Source organism: Corynebacterium halotolerans, assembly GCF_050107895.1.
Classification (GTDB): Bacteria; Actinomycetota; Actinomycetes; order Mycobacteriales; family Mycobacteriaceae; genus Corynebacterium; species Corynebacterium halotolerans_B.
This window is the reverse complement of record NZ_JBNILW010000020.1, coordinates 15584-29543: the sequence shown is the minus strand read 5'-3', so window position 1 is coordinate 29543 and position 13960 is coordinate 15584. Positions and strand designations below refer to the sequence as shown.

Genomic DNA, 13960 nt, shown 5'->3' with positions numbered 1-13960 from the left:
GTAGTCGTCGGTGGCGACGTACAGTGCTGTTGCGAGAGTGTTGAGATCGTTGTCCACAACTTCGATTCTTCAACACTCTCGCTTTGTCTTATGAGCAGCGACTCTCCCTGGAATCAATCATCTAGGGACTGGAGTGAGTTACCTGCAGCTGGTTTCTAAATCCAGCCGTGAGCAGAAATGAGGGCGTGCGAGGCACGGCGACGGCGGGAGTATGCCTACAGATTATTCACAGTTGATGCCGTCGTTGTCCCCGTCGCCGTACCAGTGATATTCCGGGTCAATCCCGGCGGTGTAGGGCCCGTGGCCGGCGGCCTTGGCTTTCGCGCAGCTGGTGAACTGGGGATCGGTGCCACCCTGCACAGGCGCCTGCGGGGCCGGTGCCGGGGCGAGAGCGGGAGCAAGGGGCTCGGGCGCTGGCGCGGGAGCCGGTGGTTCCGCGGCCGGAAATCGTGGCGCAGGTTCCAGCGTCGGGGATTGGGGGGCCGTGGTATCCACCTGGTAGGCGGTGGCGGCCGTCTCGTCGGTGGGCAGGACCTGGTCGGGGCAGTCGGTGAGCACCCGGGCCATGGCGTCTTTCTCGGCGGCGGTGACCCACAGGTGGTAGCGGGCCTTGACCGCGATCTGCCGGGCGATGTAGTCACAGCGGAAGGAGCGGTTGGCCGGAAGCCAGGTTGCCGCGTCCCCGTCGCCCTTCTGGGCGTTGGTGGGCCCGTCCACGGCCAGGAGATTGAGCGGGTCGTTGGCGAACGCGGTGCGGGTGGTCTCGTCGAGGTGTTGAGCACCCTTCTGCCAGGCGTCGGATAGGTCGACGACGTGGTCGATCTGGACGGCCTCGGAGGTGTCCTGCCCGCGCTGGAAGTGGATCTCGGTGGCGGTGTACGGGTCGTCGAGGATCCCGGTGAGGACGACGCAGTTCTGGGTGTCGGGGTCGAAGGTCTCGGCCTGAAGATCACGGGCGAGGATGTCGTTGCGGGTGTCGCAGCCGTTGCGGTCGACATCGGCCCAGCGGGGTCCGAACTGCTCGCGGTCGTAGCCGGTCTTCGGCGCCCGGCCCTTGACCGTCAGGACCTCGAGGGCCGCCAGCGCGCTTCCGGTGGCCCCTCCCCCACCCTGCTCGTTAATGGAGGTTGCTTCTTCCCCTGAGCCGGGTGCCGGGGTGGGCGGAGGAGGACACCGTGGTGTCCGCAAGCACGGTGGCCGTGGTCTGGATCGTGCTCGTGGCAGTCGTGTTGATGGTCTCCTCTGTCTCGGGTGCGGTACAGCCTGCCGCAGTGACGGTGAGGAGCAGGGCTGTTGCGGTGACCGTGAGCCAGCGTGGTGAGGTCATGACACATCCATGGAAGAGCAGCGAAGTGATTCCTCCTATTACTTCACGAGGAAATAACCCTGATGCATGAACGGGGAAAGATTCTCTTGGAGAAGTGAGATACCAGAGCCCAGAGCTTTCCTCCTGTCGAGAGAGTAATTCTGCGCTGACGGTAACCACTGATTTTCAGGGGCAAGGCGTCGCGCAGCGGCGCCGCGGCAGCTTTCTGCTCAAGTTATGAGTCTGGTTGGTTAGACGTTAGAAGCCCTGCTATGGCTGGAACATATTGTTTTACTGGATACTGTTATAAAGAACGAGGTGAATATAAATTATTTGCAGGTCAAACCCTGTGAAAAACTTTTAGACCGAGGGTAAATCTGCGCAGGAGCGAGGGTAAATCTGCGCAGGAGCGAGGGTAAATCTGCGCAGGAGCGAGGGTAAATCTGCGCAGCCAATTTCTGACCGAGGGTAAATCTGCGCAACATGACCAGCAAAAATGTTTTTTCGCCACTTTCGTCTCCCTCTGACCGAGGGTAAATCTGCGCAACATGGGCTATGAGAAGAAAAGAATGCTCCCCTCGCTAGACGGTGCGAGGGGAGCTGACTACAGCCTAATCTGCTTGCGAGGTGGTTTCTGTTTAACTGGGGGGTCACCTTGGTAGACGAGGAGTCCCGCTGGAGTCACATCCGCCCCAACCTCCGGCCAAAACTCCTGGATGGTGGTAAGGCATTTCTTGATTTCCGTGCGAAAATCTCGCCGCTCTACCCAGGTGTGAAGCTTTTTAGGGGAGAAATGTAGGGCCAGGGTGTCCCAGGTGAATGTAAAGTCCCGGTCGGGACGCTTTGATAACCAGAATTTTTTCAGCGCTAACCAAACGTACAGGTCAATGGCTCTTGGCTTATTTAATTGCTTAAGCACATCCAAATCAATGGGAATTGGTGACTCAATGATCTGTTGGTAAAATTCGCGCGTTAACTCGATGTAAGATTCAGTGACTGTTGCCTGGTCTGCGTTCTTGGGATCAAACCAGAGGTCATATTCATCAGTGATATCTATTGATTTCCCGCGTCCTCGGTCGCGATGTTCAGTTCGAAAGATCTTTTCAACCTTGATTGATGAAGTGGTGATTCGGCACAGCTGTTCCCGGATCAGGGTCAAAGTTCCTCGCTGTCCCCCAGTCCCACGCGTCAGCAGACCAATTTGCCCGAGAAAGGAATTCATCGAGCTGCCGAGGGGAATCCGGCGTGCTTCATCTTCTGGACGATCCTGTCTATGGACAGCTTGGGTAATGATATAAGCCATAATGAGACGTGGATACTTCCCATACGGTAGCCCGTCTGGCGAAGTGACCGTAATGCGGTCGGGACCGTTCTGAACCTGGCGAACAAGATCATCCGTTTTGCGATAGGGGAACAAAGCTTGGACGAATATGCGGCTGGTATAACCAACGTCTTGCCGCTCCGCCTCTTCGAGGTCGATAAGCATAGGTGGAGCAGGAGTCTTGCCCGTGGCAGGCTCGGACGGGGTATGATTGACCATAAATCCTCACACTTTCCCTTTAATCATTTGTGGGGTCGTGGCCGGGGCTGGTGGTGCAGCGCCCGGCCTACACTATCTCTTCACGGTAGCAGCAGCTCAGCTCCCCTGGCGGGAAGAAAAAGCGCCTCTAATACTAATGTAACGATGTAAACACTGTTTGATGTATGTACATCAAGCTTTATTAATTCATGGCTTTGTGAAATTTTTGCACCTTCATGCCAAGTGCCCTTGATGAAGGTCAGCGTCACCATCAAGGGGGTCATACGCCATATAGGCCCCTCCCCTTCTTTAATGTATTGATGTACATGTGGCTATACATCTTGCAATTGCGGCTGTAGGTGGCTGATGGGGTGGATTGGGTACCGTCTTTTAGTGGATTTGTCTCGGTCGGCGCTGAAAAGGGGCGAGGGTGTGCAAGTCTCCGTGATGTTAGTGTCTGCAGTCCTGGTCGCAATACGGTCGTTCGCCCGGCAATATCTTGATAGCATGATGTATTAATATCTAAATGTACTTACATCATTATTCATTGACATCGAGATAGCTCTGTAGCAGGCCCTCTAGTATCTCTTTCATTGACCGCCCCTCGGTCACTGCTCGGATTTTGAGTCGGCGATGAAGGTCGCTGTTCATTCGAAGTGTGAACATGGTGGTCGGCTCTTCTCCATCACTGAACGCTTCTTTCATGCTTCGCCTAGGGGTGGATTGGGCTGCTGCTGGCGGCTGAAACTTCGACTTTTTATCGGTCACTGGATAGCCTCCAAAATTTCTCGGGCGACTTCGTCGTAACCTTCACTCTTGAGTGGCACAGCGCCGAACGAGTCGCGTATGGCCTCGCGCATGGGAATGCGAGTGTCGAACAAGGGAATTTCTTGACTTTTGAGTACTTCGGCAACGTCTTCGAGGTTGCGAGTGCCGAGTCGTGCGGCGGTGATGAGGACTCCGAAAGGAATTCCTCTTAGGGAAGGTAGGGTCTCCCAGACTCGGGCGACTTCAATGCTTGAAGCTTGGGTGGGAACGATAACGAACTCGGAAGTTTCGATGGCTGCGTCTATGGAGCGGGCGTCACCGGGTGGGGTGTCGAGGATGATGATGGTGTCTGGGTCGGTGGCATTAACGGTGCGGGGGAGACGCTTTAGGTTCGAAACTTCAACTGGGAAGGGGAGTGGAGACCCTGAGGCTTCGGCACGGTCGGCCCAGTCGGAAGCGGACCCCTGTAGGTCCAAATCGATGACAATGACCTTGTGTCCTCGGTGGGCGAATGAAGTTGCTAGGTAGATGGCGGTGGTTGTTTTTCCGACGCCACCCTTTCCATTAACGATTCCGATGATCATCGGACCTCCTTCTGGGGTTGCAGGGCGTGACGTATGCACATCGTACATTAAAACATCATGATGTACATGCATCATGATCTCGTACTTTTTGATGTATTAATGTATTGATGTCTTACTTGCTGGGAGCGTTGCGTAGAACTGGCAGGATAGTTTGTATGTCAACGGTGAAGGACGTCATCGCTGCGCTCCAGGGGCTTCCCACGAATGCGGATCGTGGGTACCGGTTTGAAGGTCTGATGGTGCGTTATTGCCAGCTGGATCCGGGGAGTGATGGACACCGCCGAGAGTGCCAACCGTCAGCGGGTAGGGACTGGGTTGTTGGCGACGCTGAGGGAAGCGGCCCCGGAGTTTGTCGAGGGCGTGGTCGTGGATGTGCTGCTGGCGATGGGCTACGGCGGGGCGCACGGCAAGGGAGCGGTGATTGGGGCAGTCATGACGGTGGCATCGACGGGATTATCGACGAAGATGCCCTGGGGTTGGACAAGATCTATGTTCAGGCCAAGCGGTATGCCGAGGGAAACAACATCGGCAGTCAGGACATTCAGGGGTTTGTCGGTGCGTTACACGAGCAGGCGGCGCAGAAGGGCGTGTTCTTTACCACCAGCATGTTTACCCCCTCCGCACGTGGCTGCGCCGCGTCGGTCCCGACCGGGTTGGTGTTAATTGATGGGCAGCGTCTGACGGAGTTGATGATGCACTACCGGGCCGGGGTTCAGGTACAGCGCGGCTACGTCGCCCTGGAGCTTGACCAGGACTACTTCGAGTAGCCCGATAGCCCGCTTAGTTGGTGGTGGCGTTGTTACTGCGCGCTGGAGGTGGGCGAGGACTGTTCCCTTCTCACCTTCCGGCGGCGGGATTGTCGGCCCCGGTGGTGGCCTCCCCGTCCAACGGCACGGAGTAGTCGGTCTGCTCTGCGATCTGTGCGTAGAGCTGGTCGTGATAGGTCAGGTAGCGCGTGCGGACGAGTCTCAAGCTGGCACGGTGCCGTGGGGGCGGGGCGTCCTGCGAGGTGAGTGAAGTGGTCGTAGATCACGATGTCGATCCGTGCGTGGACATACCGGCCCTGACGGCAGGGCTCTGGGACGGGGGATCGCATGGTCTGCCGTGGGCAGGGTGTGCTGTGTGTGTGCCTGTCGGTGGCGATGGTGGTTCTGGTGTGCCGCCGGTAGTCGTGGTGGGTGTGGCCTTTCCTGGATGTGTCCACAGCGATGTGTCTGATTGCGGATGTACGAGGGGACAGGGGCGAGGTCGTGAGCTTCGTAGGAGCTGCCTCGCACCGGCGGTGTCGTCGTGCTCCGCACGGGGCGACTGTAGCTAGTCTGTGTCCCCATCTCGTGGGTGGTGAGGAGAGTCCTGGTCGATGTCATCGACGCACCATCACCGGTAGGGGTTAGGTGGGCAGGGGCTCGGGCACTGAGATGGCGTGTGCTTCGGCATTTCTGGGCCTACACCAGTGGTCTGCCACCGGTGTAATCATCAGGGGTGATCGGTCTGGGTGATGACCACATCGAGGACGTCACACCCGAGCACTGCTGCCGCGAGATACGCAAGGGTGATGTAGTCGGGGTTGTCGTCCAGGAGCGTGAGCAGTTGCCGAGCCATAGCCCCGGCATTATCAGCGATCAGGATCTCGGTGTCGGTATCTAAAATCAGGGCCATATCTGGGTAGGACTCCCCAGCGATCGCCGGGGTTCCCGACCCCGCTGTCACTGCCTGACAATGAGGGCATGGGCCGGGCTTCTGCGCGTGCTGTCAGCAGTGGGGGAGAGGCACCTGTTCCTCAAGAAAACAGGGGCTCTGGTCGTCCAGGTCATGTCCTCAGAAACAGTGCCACACCGGAGGGGTCTGACACCCGCCTGCGTGTCAGCACAGCGGCTACTCTACCGCCGGTAGCCGAGTGCCAGGGAGAGCCGTTGTCGGTGCTGTCCCACCAAGGAGAGCTACCGCATCAGTGGTCCCGATCATCCGCGACTGAGGCCCCTGGTGTCCGCGCCATGTCATGCGGTGACCGACCTGCTGTGACTGCTCCGGTTTTCTGCGCACCTACCGCCCTGTCTCCGCATCATCACCGAGCCCCTCAGGGCCCTGCTCTGGTCGCTGCTCCGCTCCCGCATCCCACCTACCTGTGGCCGCTTTGTAGGTGGCCACACCCGCGAAGCCGTGACACGACACATAGCAACACACCTATTGCAGATCATCTGACTGTCGGTTTTCGCTGGTCACAGACCCGCGATCGGTAAGTGCCGTCACGGCTGAAAAATCGTCCCTAGACTGGTGGGCATGTTGTCGATCAGGGCGGTGCACGCGGGGGATGGTTACGCCTATCTCTTGAACTCCGTGGCCTCCCATGACGACACGACGCAGCCGGCAACGCGGCTTACTGACTACTACGACGCCACCGGTACTCCGCCAGGACAGTGGTTTGGCAGCGGCATTGCAGGGCTGGGGGAGACCACCGTTGTGGCAGGCGGGGTCGTCGAGGAAGATCAGATGGCCGCGCTCTACGGGGCGGGTCTGCACCCGGACGCCGAGACCAAACTCGACGCCGGGGCCGCCTTAAAAGACGTTCAGCTCGGCCGCTCCTACCCCAACTACACCAAGGGTGTTCCGGTGCTTGAAGCGGTCAAGCGGGCGGAGAAATCCTTCCGCGAGACCCACGGCCGTAGGCCGGACAGGGACGAGCGTAACCTCATCGGGCTCGAGGTGGCCCGTCCTTTCTACGAGACGGAACAGGGCCTGGCGGCCAGTTCTCCGCGGGAGGTGTTGGCGTGGTTGAACACGGAAAAGAACAAGGTCAAACAGGCTGTGTCGTCTGCTGATCTGACGTTCTCACCCACCAAATCCGTCTCCGTGCTCTGGGCGCTGGGTGATGATGACACCCGGAAAGTCATCGAGCAGATCCACCAGGAGAGCGTCCAGGAGTCCCTCGGCTGGATCGAGGACAACCTGCTCTACACCCGCACCGGAGCACGCGGCGAGCGCCAGATCAAAGCCACGGGCATGATCGCAGCAACCTTCATGCACTACGACACCAGGGCCGGTGACCCGGATCTGCACACCCACTGTTTGCTCTCGAATAAGGTCCAGGCCGAGCCCGACACCAGCGGTTTGTCGGCAGACGATGCCGCTAAGTGGCGCTCGTTGGATGCGTCAGTGCTGTTTAAAAATTCCGCCCGGATCGGGCAGCGGTACCAGCGCATGATGGTCCAACGCCTAGGCGAGGAACTGGGCCTGGACTTCTACGACCGGAGCACGGACGCCGACAAGCAGCCGGTCTGGGAGATCGCCGGGATCGACGACAACCTCATCGAGAAGTTCTCCCAGCGGCGCACCACCGCCCGCCCCGTCTACGAGCAGTACGCCGCCGAATACGCGCAAACCCACGGCCATGCCCCGTCTGATCGCGTGCAGTACGCCCTGTGGCAGCAGGCCATTCTCGACACCCGGGATGCGAAGAAACCCGCCCAATCCTTAGCCGATCACCGGGCCGAATGGGCGAAACTGCACGACGGCCAGCCGTTGTCGATCGAGGTGCTCCGTGGTCACGGGAAACGAGAGTTCTTCCCCGGACAAGACACGGACACCTACCAGGAAGCGGTCGTCTTGTTGGCCGAGCAGGCTGTGGAGGACACCCGCATTAGACGGGCTGATTTCCAGGTGCGCCACCTCGATACCTCCCTGTCGACGCGGCTGAACCAGTGGAGGTTCGCCACCGAAGACGACGCCGAGACCGCCCGCAACGCGGCGTTCGACCACGCCATGACCCACCTCGTCGTCGGCCTGGGCACCACCCAGGCCGAGACGCTTCCGGCCGCATTGCTGCACGCCGATGGGCGCGTGATTGACCGGGACGCGGAGTCGCAGACACTCACCGCACGCACCACCCTGGCAGAAGAAAACACCGTCCTCGAAGCGCTAAATGAGCCGACTGCGTGGACCGTCAGCCACGCTTCCTTGGACACCGCGATCAAGAACCACGCCAAGGACAAGGGCTTTGCGCTCACCACCGGACAGCAACTCCTGGCGCAGCATTTGACCGAATCCGGGGCGCAGATCACCGCCGGAGTCGGCCCGGCCGGTACCGGTAAAACGGCGTCGATGGCCGTGGTGGCAGACATCTGGCGCGCCCACAACCGTAATGTTTTGGCCCTGGCACCGTCCGCGACGGCCGCCCAGCAATTGGGCGAGGACATCGGTGCCCAGGGTGCGACCCTGGCATCCCTGACGTACCGCTGGCGCGGTGTCGTCGGCACGCATCCGCGCAGTACCTCGCACCTGGGAGTCGACATTAACCCCGGCGATATGTTGCTGCTGGATGAGGCCGGCATGGCCACGACCGCTGATCTCGCAGCACTCACGGAGATCGCTCAGGCCACCGGTGCGGTGGTGCGGATGGTCGGTGACCCGCACCAGTTGGATGCGGTGGAAACCGGCGGATTGTTCCGCACCATCGTCACACGCGATAGCTCTGTGGAACTCGACTCTGTCATGCGCATGGGCGCGGACACCGCCCAGGCGAAGGCTGGGTTGGCTCTTCGTCACGGTGACGTAAGAGGGCTGGATCTCTACCATCAGCGTGGCTGGGTCCACCACGGAACGAGGGCCGATATGGTCACCGAGGCCGCCGCCCAGCACCTGGCGGACGAGGACGCAGGACGCTCTGCGATCCTGATCGCGGCCACCAGGGATGACGTCAACACCGCCAACCACCTCATCCGTGACGCTCGAATCCAGTCCGGTCTGGTCGACCAGGACGGCCCGCAGGTCACGCTTGGCACCGGGCATCAGGCAGGTGTCGGGGACGTGATTCTCACGCGGAAGAATCAGACCATTAACGGCCACCGGGTGCTCAACGGGCACCGCTTCACCGTCACCGATGTCCGCGCAGATGGTGGCCTGGTGGTCGTGGACGAGCAGCGTCAGCGCCCCCAGATCCTGCCCGGTGCTTATGTCGCAGAGCATGTGCAGCTGGGCTACGCCGCGACCGTCCACCGCGCCCAGGGCGTCACCGTCGATGTCACCCGTGCGGTCGTGGGCCCGGAGACCGACCGCCGCGGACTCTACGTGGCGCTGACCCGTGGCAAGAAGCAAAACCACGTCTATGTCGCTGAGGACTCCCGGATTGACCTGGATGCCGAGGGTGGGCACTGGCATATGTCCGGCGAACACCACGCCCCGGACCATGCCCAGATCCTGCGCTCCATTGTCAAGAAGGATGACGGGCAGCGCAGTGCCACCGACCTGCACCGCGACCTATCCGCCCACGACAGCAGCGACCAGCGTAAGAATGAGCTGCTCATGACCGCTACGGATCTGTTGACCACCGACTGGCGTCGCGACGTCGTGGAGCCAGACATCCGTGCCCGGCTGGATCAGCTACCAGTCTCGGATGTGGAGGCCATTGATGAGGATCAGGCGATCGAGCGGATCAGCACCGCAGTAGTCCGTCTGTCCCAGCACGGTATCGACTACCGCGAGCTGATCGAGGATGCCACCACTGACCTCGAGGGCTCCCGTGATGTCGGGGCAGTCATCGCTGCCCGACTTAACCAGGAGATTCCCGACGAGGCGCCGGCGATCAAGCATCTGCCGCCGGTTCACGCCGGCACGGATACCGAGCTGCACGACTGGGCCGAGACTACCCGGGAGGAACTGGGCCGCTCTGTCGAGCGTGACCTGCGCCTACTGGAGCACCCGCTGCCGGACAGGGGAGAGGTCACCGGTCAGGACTTCCGGAACATGGACCTGCGTGGTCTGGAACTGTCTGGTCTGAAGTTCATCGACTGTGTCTTTGACGGCGCCGCCTTTGATGACGCCGAGATCCACCGGGTGACGTTCAAGGACTGCTCCATGACCAATGCGACGTTTACCGGTGCCGATTTCGGCTCCAGTGACAGTGTCCTCAGGCAAAGCCCGATCATCGGCTGCACCCTGGATGGCGCTGACTTCACCGGCGCCCAGTTGATCCGCAGCCGGTTTACCAACAGCTCCATGCGGGATACGACGTTTACCAACGCGACCGTGGCCGGAAGGTTCCAGCTCGTTAATCTCACGGGCGCGGACTTTGGCCAGGCCACCATCAGCAGTCGTGTGTCCATCGCGGATTCTGTTTTCGATGAGGATGCCCCCGAGCAGCTGCACCAGGCTCAGGATGAGACCCTTGCCGAGCGTGAGCAGCGCCATCAGAAACTCCGGGCGCAACACCGTGCTGCGCAGGATGACTCCTACGATGCAGCAACCAGCCCACCGATCACCGAGCACCAGGTCAAATCCGGGGGGTTTGAGCTCTAAATACTGGTCAGGTGTTGAAGCCAGTCATGCTGCCTCCTCGTGAATCCGAGGGGGTCGATGTAGTGAAGGAAGTGCGGGGACTATTCGGGGTGTCTGATCAGGCCTGCTAGGAGCGTCCCGGCGTCGATGTCTAAGATGGTGGCCAGCGTGAGGATATTGAGCAGGGCGATATTGCGCTCACCGCGCTCAACCGAGCTGACATAGGTACGGTGCAGTCCGGCCTGATGTGCCAGTGCCTCCTGGGAAAGGCCAGCGGCTTTCCGCGCGGCCCGGAGCCGGTCTCCAAATACGCGGAGAAGATCATCATCACTGGTCACTTATCCAATCTCATGCCATGATGACTAAAGGTCTACAGACTATAAGTATCATTATGGGGTGTTGCGTCTGTTCAAGAAGATGAGATACCAGGGCATACCGGTCCCTGCCGTGGAGTGTTCGCTCCCAGGGGCATCTGCTGTATCCGGTTTTCTAGTGACATGCGCCGTGATTTTCGCGGTTGCGAAGGGAGCGCGGCAGATGGCCGGGCGTGACGGGGAGCCAGTAGCGCCTGTGATGAAAGGACTGCGATGATTCTTGCGATTGTGAACCACAAAGGCGGGGTGGGCCGTTCGACAACCGCCATGATGTTGGGCTTTGCGTTTACACGGGCAGGTCGACGCGTTGTGCTCAATGATGTGGATCCGGTGGGCACAGTAATTGGCTGGGCCGATCAGATCCATGGTCCTGGGGAGTCGCTACCGTTTTCAACCTACTTCTATCCGAAAAGCCATCATGAGGACTGGGACCTGGAGGAGGCATTACCCGTAGTGAGGGAAGGCGTGCCAGAGGATACGGTGCTCATCTTCGATGTCGGACCACGCGATACTGCTGGTGTCCGGGAGGTGGCCGAGCGTGCAGATTTCGTTCTCGTGCCGACCCAGTCCTCCAAGCTAGCCTTTGCAGAGACAGTCAGGACTCTTGACGGGTTGACGGTGCCTCATGCCGTGGTACTGACCATGGGCAGGCAGAAAGGGGCCGAGGAAATAGAGTACCGACAGCGTTTCTTTGACCAGGGCGTATACGTCTGCCGGACGATGATCCCGTACGACCCAAGCATCGCCAGGGTGTACGGCACTGTGCCAACGCCCTTGCAGGGGTTGTTCGGATATGAGGAACTGGCCGGGGAGCTGGAATCCTGCTTCGAGGTGCTGACTGATTCCGCAGAGATTCGCCGCCGACACCGTGCCTGGGAACAGGAGAAGGGGCGGAGTCTGTTTTGTGGCCTTGAGGCCCGGTTGTCTTCCCCGGCCTATCAGCGCCCCAGCTAACAGACGAGACTGATCGAGCCGACAGACATCAAAGACAGAGAGTTGGATAGGTCGCCGAGTGGGTGGGGTTAATCGAATTTATCGAACCAGGTGTCGTTGACGGTTGGTTGGAGACTGACCCCGGATTCCCCGTCATCGCGGATCAGCTCGGCCAGCCGGTCACCGCCGATCAGATCCACCGTCGACAGATGTCACCACGGTAACGAGAGTAGAAGCGAAATCCAGAGAAGTCGGCATGGAAGTGCTTCAAAAATATCTAAATGAGCTATTTTTGAAGCATGATGCACCCTTCTTGTGTGTCAATAAGTGACATTTGTGCAAGAATCGAAGTATGCGGAGTAGTGAAGCTATCGAGATCGTCTCCGATCTCGCGGCCCAGCAGTGGGGATTGTTCACGGCCGCCCAAGCCCGGGCGGCCGGTGTTGCCGCGTTCCTGCTGAGTAGGTTGGTGGACCAGGGTGTTCTCCTGCGTATCCGGCATGGGGTGTACGCCTCCTCGTCCACACCGTGGAGTCCTGCCCTCGAGGTCCGGGCCCAGTGGTTGGCCCTGGAACCGACGGTCATGGCAGCCGGCCGCCGCACCGGCCAGGACCAGGGGCCAGTGGCCTCCCACGAAACCGCTGCCGACCTGCACGGTATGGGGGATGTACCCAGCGACACGATTACGTTCACCACGCCTCAGCGGCGTCAGACCAAGCAGTCGGATGTGCGTTTCCACACCGCTACGCTTACCTCCGGTGAGATTATCTTCCTGGAGGGATTGCCGGTGACCACCGTGGCCAGGACTCTGTGGGATCTGGCTCAGGCGGGCCACGAACCAGGGCACCTCAGCGACATGATCACCGATGCCATCACCAACCAGCTGACCACCAAGGACGAGCTGGCCACCGCACTGGGGACGGTCGCTGAGCTCTTCGGGGCTACCGGGAACACCGTGGCCGCGATGCGGGCACGACTGGAAGAACTTGCCCCCGACCCTGCTGCCGGGGAGGATCCCGTGGCCCGCGCGGTTCGGGAGGCGGTGGCACCGCTCCAGCAACAGATCCAGGAACTCCTGTCCCGTCTTTCCTCGCAGGCATACCTCCCCGAGGGGTGGGCAGGGATGTCTGCCGCGGCTACCTCGCCGGCGAATCTGGAGTCGGTGGTTTCTCCTGAGATACGGGAAATGCTGAAGGAGGCCGCTGCCAGCGAGGCGATGAGCACCACGACCCTTCACCCCGGCACCGACCCGGGGGTCTTTAACATTGCGCAGGACAAGCTACTGAGCTCTCGCAGGGGAGACGCCAGGGACCAAGACGCAGATATGGGAGACGACGAGGATAATCATGGCTAAACCGAAAATCCGGGCCACCCACTCCCAGATCACCGCCGGGCTGCGAGAGTTCGCCAAGCAGCAGAAACTGACCCCCAATGTCGTCTACAGCAGGTTCTTCCGCGAGGTGTTCCTTGCCGAGCTCATGGCGAAAGACCCGGGGTGGGTGCTCAAGGGAGGCACCAACCTCTACTTCCTGATCCCCGGGGCACGGCACACCCAGGACTTGGACCTGTACCGGCAGGATGCCCCGACTGGTCACCGCGACGCCGCGACTACTCTGATCACGGTGATGGACCAGACCACGGTCGGCCCGTACACCTTCGAGGTCCGGAACCCACGGGTGGATACGATCAGTGGCACCATCGACAACATCCAGCTGAGTGTCATTGTTCGTTTCGGTACCGGGGAATTCTCGAGGTTTTCCATTGATGTCTCCGGTGACCTTAAGGTTCCTGCTGTCACGGAACCGTTGCTGGTCACCCGCTCGGAACCGCTGGATGTACCGTTTGTGCCACAGGAATTTCCGGTGCTGTCCTACCCGGTGGAAAATCAGCTGGCCGACGATATCTGTGCCATGTACGAGGTCCACGGGTCGCGGGCGTCGACCCGGTACCGCGACCTCTACGACATCGGTCTGATTGCCCTGGAGCTTGAGGTTGATGCCGAAAAACTACGCACCGCGCTGCGGACACAAGAACACATCCGTGTGATGACCTTGCCGGCTCGCATGGTTTTACCCAGTCAAGAGTGGCCAAACGGCTACAAGAAGTTCATGGGTACTGTGGTTTTCAGAACTCGTCTGCACTGGCAGCATCTTGCGACCAGGGGGAGTGCAGTCGGCTTCTGAAATTCTGATTTCAGTACCCCTCT

General features: G+C 60.1%; 14 protein-coding genes. 5 read left to right on the top strand and 9 right to left on the bottom strand.

All coding sequences use genetic code 11. The features are described 5' to 3' along the window. Positions 1 to 222: 222 nt before the first annotated feature. The 6 genes from ACQCVD_RS14545 to ACQCVD_RS14520 all read right to left on the bottom strand — a co-directional run bounded on the left by ACQCVD_RS14545 (position 223) and on the right by ACQCVD_RS14520 (position 4177). A complete protein-coding gene (locus tag ACQCVD_RS14545) occupies positions 223 to 1188 on the bottom strand; it encodes a GmrSD restriction endonuclease domain-containing protein (RefSeq protein WP_426824502.1) in 966 nt (321 codons plus the stop codon). Then, entirely contained in the window at positions 1118 to 1327 is a 210-nt protein-coding gene (locus ACQCVD_RS14540) for a hypothetical protein (RefSeq protein WP_426824501.1), read from the bottom strand. Before ACQCVD_RS14540 ends, ACQCVD_RS14545 begins: the two co-directional genes overlap by 71 nt. Before the next feature lie 583 nt (positions 1328 to 1910). Beyond that, on the bottom strand, positions 1911 to 2792 hold the full coding sequence (locus ACQCVD_RS14535) for a replication protein RepA (protein WP_426824500.1): 882 nt from the start codon (positions 2790 to 2792) through the stop codon (positions 1911 to 1913). 134 nt (positions 2793 to 2926) lie between these two features. Continuing rightward, entirely contained in the window at positions 2927 to 3109 is a 183-nt protein-coding gene (locus tag ACQCVD_RS14530) for a hypothetical protein (RefSeq protein ID WP_426824499.1), read from the bottom strand. A 256-nt stretch (positions 3110 to 3365) separates the two neighbouring features. Next, a complete protein-coding gene (locus tag ACQCVD_RS14525; RefSeq protein ID WP_426824498.1) occupies positions 3366 to 3593 on the bottom strand; it encodes a ribbon-helix-helix protein in 228 nt (75 codons plus the stop codon). Further along, positions 3590 to 4177, bottom strand: a complete 588-nt coding sequence (locus ACQCVD_RS14520) for an AAA family ATPase (RefSeq protein WP_426824497.1) — start codon at positions 4175 to 4177, stop codon at positions 3590 to 3592. Before ACQCVD_RS14520 ends, ACQCVD_RS14525 begins: the two co-directional genes overlap by 4 nt. A 476-nt stretch (positions 4178 to 4653) precedes the next feature. On the opposite strand from ACQCVD_RS14520, the gene ACQCVD_RS14515 reads away from it, so the two are divergent. After that, entirely contained in the window at positions 4654 to 4944 is a 291-nt protein-coding gene (locus ACQCVD_RS14515; protein WP_426824496.1) for a restriction endonuclease, read from the top strand. Between the two features lie 70 nt (positions 4945 to 5014). On the opposite strand, the gene ACQCVD_RS14510 is transcribed toward ACQCVD_RS14515, so the two are convergent. Both ACQCVD_RS14510 and ACQCVD_RS14505 read right to left on the bottom strand, forming a co-directional pair. Further along, positions 5015 to 5149, bottom strand: coding sequence for a hypothetical protein (locus tag ACQCVD_RS14510; protein WP_426824495.1), 135 nt, complete (start codon positions 5147 to 5149; stop codon positions 5015 to 5017). A 504-nt stretch (positions 5150 to 5653) separates the two neighbouring features. After that, positions 5654 to 5836, bottom strand: coding sequence for a hypothetical protein (locus ACQCVD_RS14505; protein WP_426824494.1), 183 nt, complete (start codon positions 5834 to 5836; stop codon positions 5654 to 5656). A 621-nt stretch (positions 5837 to 6457) separates the two neighbouring features. On the opposite strand from ACQCVD_RS14505, the gene mobF reads away from it, so the two are divergent. Then, entirely contained in the window at positions 6458 to 10468 is a 4011-nt protein-coding gene (mobF, locus tag ACQCVD_RS14500) for a MobF family relaxase (RefSeq protein WP_426824493.1), read from the top strand. A gap of 80 nt (positions 10469 to 10548) precedes the next feature. On the opposite strand, the gene ACQCVD_RS14495 is transcribed toward mobF, so the two are convergent. Then, positions 10549 to 10785: a helix-turn-helix domain-containing protein gene (locus ACQCVD_RS14495; RefSeq protein ID WP_426824492.1), complete on the bottom strand. Its 237-nt coding sequence runs from the start codon at positions 10783 to 10785 to the stop codon at positions 10549 to 10551. 249 nt (positions 10786 to 11034) lie between these two features. On the opposite strand from ACQCVD_RS14495, the gene ACQCVD_RS14490 reads away from it, so the two are divergent. The 3 genes from ACQCVD_RS14490 (at position 11035) to ACQCVD_RS14480 (ending at position 13937) form a co-directional block, all read left to right on the top strand. Beyond that, on the top strand, positions 11035 to 11775 hold the full coding sequence (locus tag ACQCVD_RS14490) for a ParA family protein (RefSeq protein ID WP_426824491.1): 741 nt from the start codon (positions 11035 to 11037) through the stop codon (positions 11773 to 11775). A gap of 331 nt (positions 11776 to 12106) precedes the next feature. Beyond that, positions 12107 to 13108, top strand: a complete 1002-nt coding sequence (locus ACQCVD_RS14485; RefSeq protein ID WP_426824490.1) for a type IV toxin-antitoxin system AbiEi family antitoxin domain-containing protein — start codon at positions 12107 to 12109, stop codon at positions 13106 to 13108. After that, the gene (locus tag ACQCVD_RS14480) at positions 13101 to 13937 is read left to right on the top strand and encodes a nucleotidyl transferase AbiEii/AbiGii toxin family protein (protein ID WP_426824489.1); all 837 of its coding nucleotides are present in this window, start codon (positions 13101 to 13103) and stop codon (positions 13935 to 13937) included. The genes ACQCVD_RS14485 and ACQCVD_RS14480 overlap by 8 nt, the downstream gene beginning before the upstream one ends. The last annotated feature ends 23 nt before the right edge of the window (positions 13938 to 13960 follow it).

Bases quoted from the DNA above. Each gene is read 5' to 3' on its own strand.
- ACQCVD_RS14540 (WP_426824501.1), bottom strand. From the start codon at position 1,327: ATGACCTCACCACGCTGGCTCACGGTCACCGCAACAGCCCTGCTCCTC.
- ACQCVD_RS14535 (WP_426824500.1), bottom strand. From the start codon at position 2,792: ATGCTTATCGACCTCGAAGAGGCGGAGCGGCAAGACGTTGGTTATACC.
- ACQCVD_RS14530 (WP_426824499.1), bottom strand. From the start codon at position 3,109: ATGACCCCCTTGATGGTGACGCTGACCTTCATCAAGGGCACTTGGCAT.
- ACQCVD_RS14520 (WP_426824497.1), bottom strand. From the start codon at position 4,177: ATGATCATCGGAATCGTTAATGGAAAGGGTGGCGTCGGAAAAACAACC.
- ACQCVD_RS14505 (WP_426824494.1), bottom strand. From the start codon at position 5,836: ATGGCCCTGATTTTAGATACCGACACCGAGATCCTGATCGCTGATAAT.
- mobF (WP_426824493.1), top strand. From the start codon at position 6,458: ATGTTGTCGATCAGGGCGGTGCACGCGGGGGATGGTTACGCCTATCTC.
- ACQCVD_RS14490 (WP_426824491.1), top strand. From the start codon at position 11,035: ATGATTCTTGCGATTGTGAACCACAAAGGCGGGGTGGGCCGTTCGACA.
- ACQCVD_RS14485 (WP_426824490.1), top strand. From the start codon at position 12,107: ATGCGGAGTAGTGAAGCTATCGAGATCGTCTCCGATCTCGCGGCCCAG.
- ACQCVD_RS14480 (WP_426824489.1), top strand. From the start codon at position 13,101: ATGGCTAAACCGAAAATCCGGGCCACCCACTCCCAGATCACCGCCGGG.